This window comes from Flavobacterium piscisymbiosum (assembly GCF_020905295.1).
Taxonomy (GTDB): domain Bacteria; phylum Bacteroidota; class Bacteroidia; order Flavobacteriales; family Flavobacteriaceae; genus Flavobacterium; species Flavobacterium piscisymbiosum.
This window is the reverse complement of the sequence record NZ_JAJJMM010000001.1, coordinates 394,950-409,988: the sequence shown is the minus strand read 5'-3', so window position 1 is coordinate 409,988 and position 15,039 is coordinate 394,950. Positions and strand designations below refer to the sequence as shown.

The window sequence follows — 15,039 nt, the reverse complement described above, 5'->3', positions numbered from 1 at the left end:
ATGAATAAAGTAGTTATTATAGCTGAAGCTGGGGTAAATCATAATGGTGATATTAATGTAGCAATGAAACTAATTGATGCTGCAGTAGATGCGGGTGTAGATTATGTAAAGTTTCAAACTTTTAAAGCAGATAGTTTAGTTAGTAAATTGGCTAAAAAAGCAGAATACCAGAGCGTTAATGTTAATGACGGCGATGATTCTCAATATGCTATGTTGAAAAATTTAGAGTTGAGTCATGAAGATCATTTGCAGCTAATGTCTTATTGCTCTGAAAGAAATATTAAATTTTTCTCAACAGCCTTTGATGTGGAAGGAGTGAATTATTTAAATGATTTAGGACTTTCTTTTTTTAAAATTCCTAGTGGAGAAATAACAAATTATCCTTATTTAAAAGCGGTTGCTTTATGTGGGAAACCCGTTATTATGTCGACAGGTATGTGCTCAGAAATAGAAATAAAGAATGCTTTAGAGGTATTAATGAAATTTGGTATTAGTAAAGAAAAAATTTCAATTCTGCATTGTAATACAGAATATCCAACTCCAATGAAGGATGTAAATCTAAAAGCAATGTTAGCTATTCAAAAGACTTTTGATGTAGAAATAGGATATTCAGATCATACACTTGGTATTGAAGTACCAATAGCAGCAGTTGCAATAGGAGCCAGAATAATAGAAAAACACTTTACATTAGACAGAACATTACCTGGGCCTGATCATGTGGCCTCTTTAGAGCCTGATGAATTGAAAAATATGGTGAAGGCAATTCGTAATATAGAATTGGCTATCAGTGGAGATGGAGACAAAAAACCAAGTGAAAGTGAAACTAAAAATATTGCTATTGCCAGGAAAAGCATTTTTATAAATAAGAGATTAGAAAAAGGACATACAATCACTGATAGTGATATAGTTTCATTGAGACCTGGAGATGGAATATCTCCGATGGAGTGGGAAAATATAGTTGGAAAAAAATTGGTCGTTGATAAAAATGAGTTTGATAAACTTTTATTTTCTGATATAGGATGAAAATAGGGGTATTAACTAGTTCAAGAGCTGATTACGGAATATATCTTCCTTTGCTTCATAAAATGAAAAATGATTCTTTTTTTGAAATAGAGATTGTAGCTTTTGGAACTCATTTGTCAAGATTGCATGGATATACAGTAACAGATATAGAAAAAGACAAATACAATTGTATTCATCAAATTTCTTCTCTCATTTCAAATGATGACGAGCAATCGATTGCTTCTTCTTATGGATTAACGGTATTAAAATTTGCAGATTTTTGGAAAATGCATCAATACGATTTAGTACTATGTTTAGGAGATCGTTTTGAAATGAGTGCGGCCGTACAGGCAGGAATTCCTTTTGAAGTAAAATTTGCTCATTTGCATGGAGGAGAAACTACATTAGGAGCAATAGATAATATTTATCGCCATCAAATTACTTTAGCATCATTCTTACATTTTACTGCTACAGAAACGTTTAGTGATAAAGTTAGGTGTTTAACAAATTCAGATAACAACATTTTTACTGTTGGATCGTTAAGTTTGAGCGACATTATGAGTTTTACTCCTGTAGAAAAACAAGCTTTTTATGAAAAGTTTATTATCCCTAATGAAGAATTTGCATTAGTTACCTTTCATCCGGAAACTATCTCGTCCAATGATAATATTCAATACGCACAGGAAATGAAAAATGCTTTGGCTACTATTTCTGAGAAAATATTTGTAGTTATTACAATGCCAAATGCAGATACACAAGGATCAATATATAGGGAGGAAATTCAAAAACTAAAGACAGAAAAACCTGAAAAAATCCTATTAATTGAAAATTTTGGTAAGATTAATTATTTTTCCGCAATGCATTATTCTAAAATTCTAATTGGCAATACATCAAGTGGTATTTTAGAAGCAGCTTCATTTGGTAAATATGTTATAAATGTTGGAGATAGACAGAAAGGAAGAGCTCAAAGTAATAATATTATAGACTGCAAGTTTGAAGAATCAGGTATTGTTTTAGCTTTTGATAAAGCATTAAACTTGGAAAAATACGACGGTGATAATATATATTTTAGAGATCATGCAGCCAATAATATAATTAATATTATAAAGGAATTTTTATGAGAATTTACAAAGACCATCTAATTCTTTCTGGAAGTAAAGTAAAAGAAGCACTACTTTTATTAAATGAATTGTCGCAAGATGCCATTCTTTTTGTAGTTAATCAAGAGGATAAATTAATTGGTGCACTTACTGATGGAGATGTAAGAAGAGGATTGATTAAAGGTTTCACCATTGATAGTTATATTGATGAAATTATTCAGGATAATCCACGATATATAACTAAGGGGGAAAATAATTTAGCAAAAATTATTGAGTATCGTGAAGGGGATTTCAGAATTGTACCCGTAGTTGACGAAAACCATAAAGTTGTAAATGTTATTAATTTTAGAAATATTAGGTCTTATTTGCCTATTGATGCTGTAATTATGGCAGGTGGTAGAGGACAACGTTTACAGCCTCTAACTGATTCTAAACCAAAACCATTGTTAAAAGTTGGTGATAAGGCAATTATGGAACATAACCTCGACCGTTTAACATTATTTGGAATCGATGATTTTTGGGTATCTGTAAAATATTTAGGAGAACAAATCGAAACCCATTTTGGAAAAGGAAATGATAAAAACATTAAAATAGAATATGTTTGGGAAAGTGAGCCTTTAGGTACAATTGGCGCTGTTTCTAAAATTAATAATTTCGAACATGATTATATTTTAGTTACTAATTCTGATTTATTAACAAATATAGATTACGAACAATTTTTTTTAGAATTTATAAAACAAGATGCTGATTTGGCAGTTTTGACTATTCCATATCAGGTTAGTATTCCATATGCCGTTTTAGAAACTAATAATGGTCTGGTTAAAAGTTTTAAAGAAAAGCCAACATATACTTACTATTCCAATGGAGGGATTTATTTAATGAAAAAAGAAATGCTTAAATATATTCCGAAGGATATTTTCTTTAATGCCACTGATTTGATGGAAGAACTAATTAAAAATAATTTAAAAGTGATTTCCTATCCATTTGTTGGGTATTGGTTAGATGTTGGTAAACATGAGGATTTTGAGAAGGCACAAAAAGATATAAACTATATAAAATTTAAGTGATGAAAAATTTTATACTCATAATTGGATTAGGTTCCATGGGTAAAAGAAGGGTGAGGAATTTACAAGCTCTAGGAATAAAAAATATAATCGGATTTGATAAAAGAGATGACAGGAGAAGCGAATCTGTGGAGAAGTATCAAATAGAAGTTGTGAGTAGTTTAGAAGATGCTCTATCAAATTTTAAAATTGATGCTTTTGTTATTTCCTTACCACCAGATATTCATCATATTTATATGAAGAAGGCTTTAGAATTAAATATACCAGCTTTTATTGAAGCGAGTGTAGTTAATACTGATTTTGAAGAAATGATTATAGAGTCTAGAGAAAAAGGTATATGTTTAGCACCATCATGTACTTTATTTTTTCATCCGGCAATAAAAAAAATAGCTGAAATTGTAAAAAATGGGGATCTTGGTATAATATCTAACTTTTTATATCATTCAGGACAATATCTTCCTGATTGGCATACGTATGAAGAGGTTAATGAATATTATGTTTCTAATAAAGAAACAGGTGGAGGAAGAGAGATTGTTCCTTTTGAATTAACATGGATTACTTTAGTTTTAGGATTTCCAAAGAGAGTTGTTGGTCTCTATAAAAATGCAATTCAAATAAAAGGGGCAGAGCATATCGATGAAACATACAATTTATTAATGGATTATGGTAATTCAATATTTAATTTATCAGTTGATGTTGTTTCTAGATATGCAACCAGACGATTAACTATCAATGGAGACAAAAAACAGTTATATTGGAATTGGGATGATAATATGATTAAAATTTATGACCCGGAAACAAGTAATTGGGATGAAATAAAGTATGAAACTATATCTGCTCAAACTGGATATAATAAAAATATAACAGAGCAGATGTATATAGATGAGATGGCAGCTTTTTTAAAGGCGGCCAAAAGAGAAGGTGACTTTCCAAATACATTAGAACATGATCATCAGGTGTTGAAAGTTTTATATGCTGTTGAAAGTTCGGATGATAATAATGTCATTGAAAAATTGTAATGATAGGAATTTTTATTACCGCGAGATTAGGTTCAACCAGATTAAGTGAGAAGCATTTGATAGAAGTAAATTCAAAACCGTTGATAAAACATCTTGTAGAGCGCTTTTCCTTTGCCTTTAAAGAAGTTATTGAGAAAAATGAATTGAAAATATTTATTACAACTTCGATAAAGCCTGAAAACAAAAAATTTGAAACAATATTTGACGAACATGATGTAGAAGTAGAAGTATTTTATGGCTCTGACGAAAATATTCCTTTTCGTCATTTGCAATGTGCTCGTAAATTTGATGTAGATTTTATAGTTTCCATAGATGGGGATGATATCTTATGTTCTACTGAAGCATCAAAATTAGTAATAGATAGCTTGATGAACGGTTCAAAAATGGTATATACTTCTGGACTGCCTTTAGGTATGAATAGTACTGGTTATAGCAAGGACTTTTTAGAGAATTCTTTAAAAGGAATTGAATCTAATAAATTAGAAACCGGATGGGGGAAAATTTTTAATAAAGATGAGATTGATATTATTCAATTAAAATTTGCAGATGAAGTAGCAAAAATCAGAATGACTTTAGATTATGAACCAGATGCTGACTTTTTTAAAAAGGTGATATCAAATATTGATGTTTTAAATGTTTCTGACAAAGTCTTGATTGATTCGATAATTAAAAACGAGTGGGATCAATTAAATAAGCATCTAGATGATATTTATTGGTCAAATTTTAACAAACAAAAACAAGAAGAAAACTAATTTTTTTGATATGGAAAAATCATATTCACAAAGACTGCATAATGTAATACCAGGAGGAGCACATACCTATTCAAGAGGAGATGATCAATTTCCATCAAATGCACCTTCTATTTTAGAAAGAGGAGAAGGAGCTTACGTTTTTTCGCCAGAAGGGAATAAGTACTTGGATTATGGAATGGGATTACGATCGGTTAATATTGGTTATGGAAATAAGGAAATAGCCGATGCGTGTTATGAAGAGATTTTAAAAGGTAATAATCTTACAAGGGCTTCTGTGACAGAGTTGAAAGCAGCTGAATTATTGTGCGAGTTAATCCCGTCTGTAGATATGGTCAAATTTGCTAAACATGGTTCTGCCGTTACAACAGCAGCTATGAAATTAGCGAGAGCCTATACTGGTAGAAAGATGGTCGCAGTTCCTGTAGAACAGCCTTTTTTCTCATATGATGATTGGTTCATAGGTTCAACAGTTCTTACTAGAGGTACGGTTGAAGAAGCGAGTCAACTTACTCTTAAATTTAATTATAATAATATAGATTCGTTAAAAGCACTTTTTGATGAATATCCAAATCAAATTGCGGCAGTAATGCTTGAAGCGGCAACGACGTTAGAGCCAACAGCCAATTTCCTTCGCGAAGTTCAGACTTTATGCAAAGCAAATGGAACAGTTTTTATAATTGATGAAATGATTACTGGTTTCAGATGGGACTTGCAAGGTGCTCAAACTTATTATGGAATAGAACCTGATTTGTGTACATTTGGAAAAGCTATGGCTAATGGTTTTGCTGTTGCAGCTTTGGCAGGGAAAAGAGAAATTATGCAGATTGGAGGAATATTGGATGAAGGAGCCGAGAGAATATTTTTGACATCGACAACTCATGGTGCAGAAATGAGTGCATTAGGAGCTTTTATTAAAACGATGGAAATATTAAAAAGAGACCTCGTAGTAGATCATTTTTGGAATTATGGTAATAAATTAGTTACCGGAATAAATAATATTTCTAAGGAATTGGGAATTCATGAGCAATTTTATGTAGAAGGATATCCTTGTTCTCCAAACTATGTTGCAAAAGATAAGGATCATAATGTGTCGTTGGCAATGCGTACTTTGTTTGCTCAGGAAATGTTAGAAAAAAAGATAATGATGCCATATATAGCAGTTTCTTATTCGCATCAGGAGATAGAATTGGATATGACATTATCGGCCGTGAAACATGCTTTGACAATTTATAAAAAAGCATTAGAAAGTGGATTGGAAGTATATCTAAAATCTCCAGTCATTAAACCAGTATTCAGAAAATATAATTAATGAAGTTAGCTATAGTTTCTTTAGATTCAGTTTGGGAGGATAAACAAGCCAATTTGAAAGAGGTTGAACGTATAGTTGCGTCTTTAAGCCCAAAGGTAGAGTATGTGGTTTTTCCTGAGATGTCTTTGACTGGTTTTTCTATTTCTAATTTGGCTTTGGCAGAAGATTTTGAAAGTTCAAGTTCTCTTCAAGCTATCCAAAAAATGGCTAAAGAGTATCAAATGAATATTGTATTTGGATTGATGATTTCTAAAGATAAAAAAAAATATAATAGTTGCATTGCTGTAAATAATAAGGGAGAAATAGCTGGGACTTATGAAAAAATACATCTATTTTCTTATGCTGGAGAAGATGAATTAATTGTAGGAGGTAATCAGATTAAGAGCCTTCCTTGGAATGGTGGTTGGGGATTGAGTATTTGTTTTGATTTAAGATTTCCAGAGCTTTATCAAGAATTGTCGAAGGAGAATTTAATCTTGCTTAATATAGCTAATTGGCCAAAAGGAAGAGTGAGTCATTGGAGAGCTTTACTGAATGCACGAGCTATAGAAAATCAAAGTTTTATGATTGGTGTTAATCGAACTGGTATTGATGGGAACGGTTTGGAATATGAGGAAAGTTCTTGTGTTTTTTCGCCTACAGGAGAAAAGTTAGAACCTTTGGAAATCTTTGAAGAAATAAAAATCTTTGATTTGAATTTAGAAAATGCGATAGAATATCGAAAAAACTTTCCAATTAAAAAAGACAGGAAGAATAGCATTTATAGAGAGTTCTATAATTAAATAATTAAACAAGTATATAATAACGATGTTTTCAATAAAAGATAAAGTAATAGTTGTAACAGGAGGTAATGGATTATTAGGAAAGCAGATGGTTTCTACTTTTCGTGAACAAGGAGCAGTAGTTATATCAGCTGATATTTTTTTTGAAGACCAAGATAGTTATGATTTTGTAATTGATATTACTAATGAAGATTCAATAAAGAACGGAATAGTGAGTATAGTCGAGAAATACGATCGTATTGATGGCTGGGTAAACAATGCTTACCCCAGAACAAAAGATTGGGGGACTAAATTTGAGGATATACCACTTGAATCATGGCGTAAAAATGTGGATATGCATTTAAATGGATATTTTCTATGTTGCCAAGTGGTAATGGAACAAATGAAAAAGCAAGGATTTGGGTCGCTTATTAACATGTCATCTATCTACGGATTAGTTGGGCCTGATTTTACAGTTTATGAAGGTACAGAAATGACCATGCCAGCTGCTTATTCGGCAATTAAAGGTGCACTAAATAATTTTACACGTTATTTGGCATCTTACTATGGAGCATATCAAATTCGTGTAAATACAGTTTCTCCTGGAGGAATTTTTGATAACCAACCGGAATCATTTGTAGAGAATTACAATAAAAAAGTACCGTTGAAACGAATGGGAAGTCCAAGAGATATTGTTTCAGCAGTCTGTTTTTTACTTACAGATGATTCATCTTATGTAACGGGACATAATTTGGTGGTGGATGGTGGATGGAGTATCATTTAACTGAATTTGTAAAAAATTAAACTACATAAGCGTGCTGGATAGATTAGGTTTTTGTACATGAAATCGGGTGTTTAATGTTAGAAATTTTTGTTTATAATGATTAAAAAGCCAGTGATTTAATAAATTTTTAAAATAATAGTTTTAAGTATACAAAAATATAGATGTTCAATAAAATAAAATTTTTAATAAATCATAGGGAAATACGTAATTTTATAAATTATTATATTTTTACAATTATAAATGCCGCGATTGGAATATTTTCAATCTCTTATTTAACTAAGCATATACTCCCTGAAGATTATGGAATGATTGGTATATACGCAAGTATCCTATTTTTTTTACCAACATTAATGTCTTTTTCAGCAAACGGATTACAAGCAATTGAGATCGTAGATCTTGAAAAAGATAAATATCTAGAGTTTAGAAATAGTTTAATTTCATTTGTTTTAATTTCATTTTCGGTTTGTTTTATTTTTACAATATTGGCTTCTTTAATGTTTGAACAATATAGTTTTGTAATTGTTATGGCAACAATTATGGGATTCATAACAACTTTTAGTTCCATACATAATACTGAACTTTTTCAATATTCTCAAGCAACGCGTTTTGGATTAATTTCTACGGTTACTGTTTTGTTGGGATTTGGCTTAACAGTTATATTCCTTTCTTTTTTTGATTTGGATTGGAAGTTTAGGATAGTAGCTATTGTACTTGCAGAATTTATCGTTTTAATTATTAGATTTTTTTTTCTAAGTACAATTGGATCTTCTTTCTATTTTATATTTGATAAAGTTCATTTTAAATATATTATTAAATATGGAGCACCTCTAATTATTTCTGTTTTAGCTGGATGGGTTTTAAATCAGTCCGACAGGTATTTTTTACTAAATTCTTTTGGATTAAAAGAAGTAGGATTGTATGCAGCTGCTGCAGGAGTTGCTTCTTTTGTAGTAATGATAAATTCAAATATGATAAAAGTAATTTATCCTTTAGTATATAAAAAATTAAGTGAAAGAGAGGGTAAGAATTTTATTTTAAAAGTTTCAGGTATATATTCTGTCATAATATTAGTAATTTCTATTTTCTTTTGTGTTGCATTGTCTTTTTTTGGACCTTTTTTTTTAGGTAAAAAATATCTGTCAGCAATGCCTATAATTTACATTATGTGTATAGCCCAAGCTTTTTTTGGTATCTACACAACGACTGGATTAGTTATTGACTATTTTAAAATGACTAAGCTAAAAACTATCTTAGTTCTGCTAAGTGCAGTGCTAGTTATTGTCTTATCGTTTATTTTAATTCCAATTGTTGGGATTTATGGACCTGCAATAGCCTCACTACTATCTTTTTTATTTCTGTCTATATTATCATTGATAATATCCTTAAGTTTATTTAAAAAGTATAATGTTATTTAAAAATGGTTAAGCTAATTTTAAAATTAATTCTGGGATTAAAAATTGATTTGTTTATAAACAATATTATTATTTATAAACAATTGTTAGATATTAAGAGAATAGAAATTAAGTGTGGATGTAAAATCAATTATGTTAATCAAGGCTTTGGCGGTTTAAAAATAATGAGTGCAACTGGTGATTTTACTAAATTCAAAATAGATATTACAAGTCATTTAAAATCAGACACAATTATTGAATGTTCAGGAGGAGTTTATATAGGAAAATTTTTTCATACCGGAAGAGGATTAACTATATTTTCCACAAATCATAACTATCAGAGCAAATTTTCTATTCCTTACGACAATATTGATTTAATTGAGCCTGTTGAAATAAAAGATTTTGTATGGTGTGGGACAAATGTTACCATTGTGCCAGGAGTAACAATCGGTGAAGGTGTAGTTATAGGTTCAGGAACTGTAGTGACAAAAGATGTGCCAGATTATGCGGTGATAGGAGGAAATCCTCATAGAATTATAAAATATAGAGATATAGAAACCTTTAAATACTTAAAAGAGAATGGTCAATTCTATTGAAGAAAGATTTGAAATGATTGTTTTTTGTCAAGCACCTGCTGATATTCCTTACTTCTTAAGTTTATACGAAAAATATAAAGGAAAAAAGATCATTAATGTTTATGTAGTAAATGTTGAGAATGTTTTTAAATTTATAGAAAGCTTAAATTTAAATTTGAACTCTCTAGTTTTTATACCCTACGGTCATTTATCAATTAAGAATTTTGCGTTAGTATTTAAGGAAAGAAAAAGAATTAATTTTTTTGCGAAGAAGTATTTTAAAGGTGTAGTTAATAATGATGTTTATTTCTTTTCTAGATTTGAAGATTGGCTTACTTCTGCTTTCTTAGTTAAATTATCTGATAATAATTCGTTGTATTATGTCGATCATTATGATTTTTCAGCTGATTTGTTTGATAGAAAAAAAATGAACTTCAAAAGAATTATTTTAAAATTTATTTTATTCATTATTACAGGGGCAAATTTTAAATTGGAAATTTTAGAAAAAATACCTGAATTTCATTTTAAAAGATATAATATTAGGAAAATAGCACCAGATTTGACTCAATCTGTTTTCGATCTATATAAATATCAAATAAAAAACATTCAAGATGTAAATCCAATTGTCATCTTTTTTATTTCGCCTTGTGAAGATTCTATATATGAACCAGTAAGTCATGATTCTATACAGTTAAAAATTATAGAGTCCTTTAAGAAACATAATTGGACTGTAGTAGTAAAAGGCCACCCGCGTATAGGAATTCCTGAGAATGTGATGCACCTAGTAGATATTGAAATTCCATCTTATATCCCTGCCGAATTTCTTGAATTTTCAAATTCTTCAATGTACATAGGAATTATTACTTCATCATTATCGCATTTTGTAAAAGAAAATCAAATACCTACCTATTCACTAATTAATTTATTTCAATTTAAAGAAATAGGTCTTGCAGATAAATATAAAAACTATTTGAATGGCTTAACAAACAATAAGATTAAATATTTTGAAAATTTTGAAAATTTTGAAAATGTTATAAAAAGCATTAGTTAGCATATGAAGAATGTCAAGATTACTATTATTACTGTTGTATATAATGGCTCAAAAGATATTGAAAATACGATTTTAAGCATAATAAATCAGCAGTATGATAATTTAGAATTAATTATTATTGATGGGGGCTCTACAGATGGAACGCAAGAGATTATAAAAAAGTATAGTAAAAACATTGATTATTGGGTTTCAGAACCTGATAATGGAATATATGATGCTATGAATAAAGGAATCGAAGCAGCAACTGGTGAATGGGTAAATTTCATGAATTCCGGTGATAGTTTTTATTCTCCAGAAGTCTTGTCTAAATTTAGTTTTTCCAGTCTTTCAAATTTTGACGTGGTATATGGTTCAATTAATTGTATTACTAAGTCGAATTCTTTTATATTAAAACCAAAATCAGTTGACAAAATATTAAAGTCAATGATTTTTTGCCATCAGGCGGTATTTACAAAACGTAGACTTTTAATAAATAATAATTTTGATATATCTCTCAAGATTGCAGCTGATTATAAAATGTTTTTTACATTCTTTAGAAACAATGCAAAATTTAAAGAATTAGATATTATTGTTTCTAATTATGAATCAGAAGACGGAATATCGTCGAATAGTTTTTATCAAATGGGGCGTGAATATGCTATAGTAAGAGGGAATTGGAATAATGTTTTTGTTAAAATTAAAGTATTATTAAAAACTAATATTCAGACTGGAAGTAATTTTTTGCGAAATGCCGTGCCTTTAAATTTTAGAATATTTATTAGAAATAAAATTATTAAAAAATAAAATAATAATAGTGATTCCCAAAATATCAGTTATAATTCCAGTTTATAATGCGGAGAATTTTTTAACAAGATGTCTGAATAGTGTTTTAGCACAAACTCTCAGTGATATTGAAATAATTTGTATTGACGATTATTCGGAAGATAATTCCTTTAAAATTTTAGAAAATTTTTCAGTAAAAGATAAAAGATTTAAAATTTTTAAAAACGATGAAAATTTAGGCCAAGGTTTAACAAGAAATAGAGGGCTAGATTTAGCCACTGGAGAATATATAGCTTTTGTAGATAGTGATGACTGGATTGAATCTAACATGTATGAGGTTGTTTATAACCAGGCAATTACGAATAATTATGATTTAGTTTATTGTGGTTTAATTTATGATTTTTCAGATGGAAAATCTGCAACTCCTGAATTACCATCTATTAATCCAGAATTACCAACAATACAATTTTTATTGAATGAAGCTATCGCCCCTTCCTTAAAATTATTTTCTCCTAATTCTCCATGTGATAAGATTTATAAACGTCAATTTATAGAAGATTTAAATTTAAGATTCGAGAGTGAGAGAATATTTCTATATGAAGATAAATTTTTTAATATAAATTTTTTAGTTGCAAATCCAACATATACTTTTATTCCTGAAATATTTTATCACTACGTAGTAAGACATGGAAGTACAATGACTTCACATAGGAAAAATTTCTTAAAACGTTATTTTGTAATGGATGAAAAGTTGAAAACTATTTTATTTGAAGGTAATTATTTAAATAATGAATTACAGTGGAGATTTAGACGAAGCCTGTTTGAGATCACATTTTCTTTTTGTTTAAATGCATTAGTTTATAATAGATCAATAAAAGGTAAAATTTCTGAATTTTTGGCTATACTAAAAGATGATAGAGTATCATCAAATATAAAATATTTTAGTCTTAAAGATATTCCAGTATCAGCATCAAAAATGAATAGTATCGTGAAATCTATTTGCTTTCTGATATTGAAATATTTATGTTAGTATTTAAAAACACATGAAATTCACAAAATATAGTTTATTTTTTTCTGTTTTATTAGTCGAATCAATTCTGTTGTTTCTTTTAGCGCCTAGGCATTATGATTATAATTTCAACTTATTTTGTATGATCCAATACTTTGTAAGTTCTTTTTTGTTTTTAAAAGCAAAAAAAAAGCAAAATTATTTTGATTTTGACATGATTTTTATGTTTACATATTTTTTTGTAATGTTTTTTTATCCTGTCTTTATGTTTCAAAGCGATCCCACAAAATATTTTGCATTTCAATATGAATTTAATGAAAATGTAATCTCAAGAGCTACAGCACTTTCATTATTAGGAATGCAAGCCTACTTTTCAGGAAGCTTAAGTTTTAGTAATAAACAATTTAAGAAGATGCTTCCTCAAAAAAAATATAATAGCATAACTACATTTTCAATTATTTCCTTTGTTTCCTTTTTTCTTTTCATTATATCGGGTGGATACGCTAGATTAGCTGGAGAATATTCGGGAGAAGCGGTTGAGGCTTCTGGAGCCGCATCTTATTTTTGGGTATTTTCCCCTGCGTTTTTGTTCTGTGCAATAGCTTTTCAATTTAATAATTTGTACATCATTGATCAAAATAAATTTCGATTAAAGTATTTAAATAAATTTTTGATACTTTATTTGTTTTTTTTTGTAGGAATGATTCTTGTGGCAGGAAGTCGAACTTATCCTCTACAAATAATTCTAATATGTTGTTCTTTATTTACTTTATTCTATAAGCCTATAAGCTTTTTCAAGTTTATTCCTTTGATAATAATTGGCGTTCTGGCTATGTTTGGAATAAATTTATTGAGAGGTGGAGATACCACTTTGGAATTAGTAGACTCAGTAATGGATCTTGTAATTTGTAATAGAAATACATATGTTTCTATTGATTACGTTGATGTGCACGGTTTAACTTTTGGGAAATCTATGTTATCAGTTCTTCTTGCACCAATACCAATGATGCAATCGATAATTTTTAGTATTTTTAATATCGATTCATGGGACACTTCTTCTGCATTAATTATTTCAAGAATTTCATTAGGAGACAAAGGATCATTAGGTTTTGGCACCAACATCATTGCAGATCTTTATATGTCTTTTGGACTTTTAGGCGTCGTGTTTTTTATGTTTTTATTAGGTAAATATATTGCCAAACTATTATATTTCGCAAAAAATAACATTTACGCTCTTGTTGGCTATTCAGTAATGATTTCTTATTCTGTCTTTATTGTTCGTGCAGAGTTCTTCTTTTTTAGTAGGTTTCTTTTATGGGGTTTATTTTTTGTATTTTGTTTGGATGTTTATAATAATTCAATAAAAAGAAATAACCTTAAACAATGAAAATTTCATTAATAATATCTGACATCTCTAAATCTGGAGGAACAGAAAGATCTGTATCGACTTTAGCTAACATGCTTTGTAAAAAATATGAAAAAGTAGAGATTATAAGTGTTATAAAAACCAACACTAAGAAAAGTTATTACGATATTGATTCTAGAGTTTCGGTTAAATTTTTGGGTCAAATACCTCTGGCTTCAAGTTTGTTAAGTAAAATAAAGTGGAGTGTTTCGACAGTAGTTTTGTTACGGAAGTACTTTAATGAAAATAATAGCAACTTAATTATTTCTACAGGACATAATTACAATTGGTTGTTGCCTTTTATAAAGATTAGAAAGAAAGTAAAAATAATTGCGTGCGAGCATATTGTTTATAAAAGTATTCCTAAAGTTTCAAGAATATTTATGTCCTCTACTTATAGTTTTTTGGATGGAATTGTTGTTTTATCAGATAAAGCTAAAGAAAGTTTTAAAAAATATTCTATGATTTTTGTCATCCCTAATTCTTTACCTTTTAAAGTTAGTATGGAATCGGAACTTACTAGTAAACAAATTTTGGTAGTTGGAAGATTAAGCGCTGAAAAGGGTCTTGAAAGATTGATACCTGTTTCAAATAAATTAAAAGAGAAATTTCCAGATTGGCACATCACTATAGTTGGGGAAGGACCCGAAAAAGAAAAGCTTTCAACGTTAATTTCAGAAGCGAATCTTAGAGATGTTTTAAAATTAAATGGTATTTCAAATAATGTTGAGAATTTTTATTTGGAAAGTTCTATTTATATAATGACATCACATTTCGAAGCTTTTCCCATGGTATTATTAGAAGCTCAATCTTTTGGACTACCAGTAATAGCTTATGACTGCCCTGAAGGTCCAGGACAGATTATTAATAATGGTGAAAATGGATATTTAATAGAAAATGATAACGTTACTGATTTTAGCGATAAACTTTTTATGTTGATAGAAGATGAAGAATTGCGAAAAAAAATAGGAAAAAACGCAAAATCAAATTCATTAAATTTTACTGAAGAAAGGATTATAAAAAAATGGATGTTTTTATTTGATGAATTAAAATAG

Annotated in this window: 15 protein-coding genes; all 15 read left to right on the top strand. The window is 29.2% G+C overall.

Annotated features, from left to right (window positions below):
* The 15 genes from neuB (at nucleotide 1) to LNP81_RS01895 (ending at nucleotide 15,039) form a co-directional block, all read left to right on the top strand.
* A complete protein-coding gene (neuB, locus tag LNP81_RS01965) occupies nucleotides 1-1,023 on the top strand; it encodes an N-acetylneuraminate synthase (protein WP_230033077.1) in 1,023 nt (340 codons plus the stop codon).
* Nucleotides 1,020-2,123 carry a UDP-N-acetylglucosamine 2-epimerase gene (neuC, locus tag LNP81_RS01960; protein WP_230033076.1) on the top strand — a complete coding sequence of 368 codons (1,104 nt, stop codon included), beginning with the start codon at nucleotides 1,020-1,022 and terminating at the stop codon, nucleotides 2,121-2,123. Before neuB ends, neuC begins: the two co-directional genes overlap by 4 nt.
* Entirely contained in the window at nucleotides 2,120-3,169 is a 1,050-nt protein-coding gene (locus tag LNP81_RS01955; protein WP_230033074.1) for a nucleotidyltransferase family protein, read from the top strand. The genes neuC and LNP81_RS01955 overlap by 4 nt, the downstream gene beginning before the upstream one ends.
* Nucleotides 3,169-4,185: a Gfo/Idh/MocA family protein gene (locus LNP81_RS01950; RefSeq protein ID WP_230033072.1), complete on the top strand. Its 1,017-nt coding sequence runs from the start codon at nucleotides 3,169-3,171 to the stop codon at nucleotides 4,183-4,185. The genes LNP81_RS01955 and LNP81_RS01950 overlap by 1 nt, the downstream gene beginning before the upstream one ends.
* On the top strand, nucleotides 4,185-4,937 hold the full coding sequence (locus tag LNP81_RS01945) for a cytidylyltransferase domain-containing protein (RefSeq protein ID WP_230033069.1): 753 nt from the start codon (nucleotides 4,185-4,187) through the stop codon (nucleotides 4,935-4,937). Before LNP81_RS01950 ends, LNP81_RS01945 begins: the two co-directional genes overlap by 1 nt.
* A gap of 10 nt (nucleotides 4,938-4,947) precedes the next feature.
* On the top strand, nucleotides 4,948-6,246 hold the full coding sequence (locus LNP81_RS01940; protein ID WP_230033067.1) for a glutamate-1-semialdehyde 2,1-aminomutase: 1,299 nt from the start codon (nucleotides 4,948-4,950) through the stop codon (nucleotides 6,244-6,246).
* Nucleotides 6,246-7,028 carry a nitrilase-related carbon-nitrogen hydrolase gene (locus tag LNP81_RS01935; protein ID WP_230033064.1) on the top strand — a complete coding sequence of 261 codons (783 nt, stop codon included), beginning with the start codon at nucleotides 6,246-6,248 and terminating at the stop codon, nucleotides 7,026-7,028. Before LNP81_RS01940 ends, LNP81_RS01935 begins: the two co-directional genes overlap by 1 nt.
* 25 nt (nucleotides 7,029-7,053) lie before the next feature.
* On the top strand, nucleotides 7,054-7,791 hold the full coding sequence (locus LNP81_RS01930) for an oxidoreductase (protein WP_230033062.1): 738 nt from the start codon (nucleotides 7,054-7,056) through the stop codon (nucleotides 7,789-7,791).
* Between the two features lie 161 nt (nucleotides 7,792-7,952).
* Nucleotides 7,953-9,206 (top strand): oligosaccharide flippase family protein, encoded by a 1,254-nt coding sequence (locus tag LNP81_RS01925; protein ID WP_230033060.1) that lies wholly within the window; start codon nucleotides 7,953-7,955, stop codon nucleotides 9,204-9,206.
* Nucleotides 9,207-9,208: 2 nt separating this feature from the next.
* Nucleotides 9,209-9,778: an acyltransferase gene (locus LNP81_RS01920; protein ID WP_230033057.1), complete on the top strand. Its 570-nt coding sequence runs from the start codon at nucleotides 9,209-9,211 to the stop codon at nucleotides 9,776-9,778.
* Nucleotides 9,762-10,808, top strand: a complete 1,047-nt coding sequence (locus LNP81_RS01915; protein WP_230033055.1) for a hypothetical protein — start codon at nucleotides 9,762-9,764, stop codon at nucleotides 10,806-10,808. The genes LNP81_RS01920 and LNP81_RS01915 overlap by 17 nt, the downstream gene beginning before the upstream one ends.
* A gap of 3 nt (nucleotides 10,809-10,811) precedes the next feature.
* Nucleotides 10,812-11,591, top strand: a complete 780-nt coding sequence (locus LNP81_RS01910; protein WP_230033052.1) for a glycosyltransferase family 2 protein — start codon at nucleotides 10,812-10,814, stop codon at nucleotides 11,589-11,591.
* Nucleotides 11,592-11,601: 10 nt separating this feature from the next.
* A complete protein-coding gene (locus LNP81_RS01905; RefSeq protein ID WP_230033050.1) occupies nucleotides 11,602-12,600 on the top strand; it encodes a glycosyltransferase family 2 protein in 999 nt (332 codons plus the stop codon).
* A 13-nt stretch (nucleotides 12,601-12,613) separates the two neighbouring features.
* On the top strand, nucleotides 12,614-13,966 hold the full coding sequence (locus tag LNP81_RS01900; RefSeq protein WP_230033048.1) for an O-antigen polymerase: 1,353 nt from the start codon (nucleotides 12,614-12,616) through the stop codon (nucleotides 13,964-13,966).
* Complete coding sequence (locus LNP81_RS01895; RefSeq protein ID WP_230033046.1) at nucleotides 13,963-15,039, top strand: glycosyltransferase family 4 protein; 1,077 nt, start codon at nucleotides 13,963-13,965, stop codon at nucleotides 15,037-15,039. Before LNP81_RS01900 ends, LNP81_RS01895 begins: the two co-directional genes overlap by 4 nt.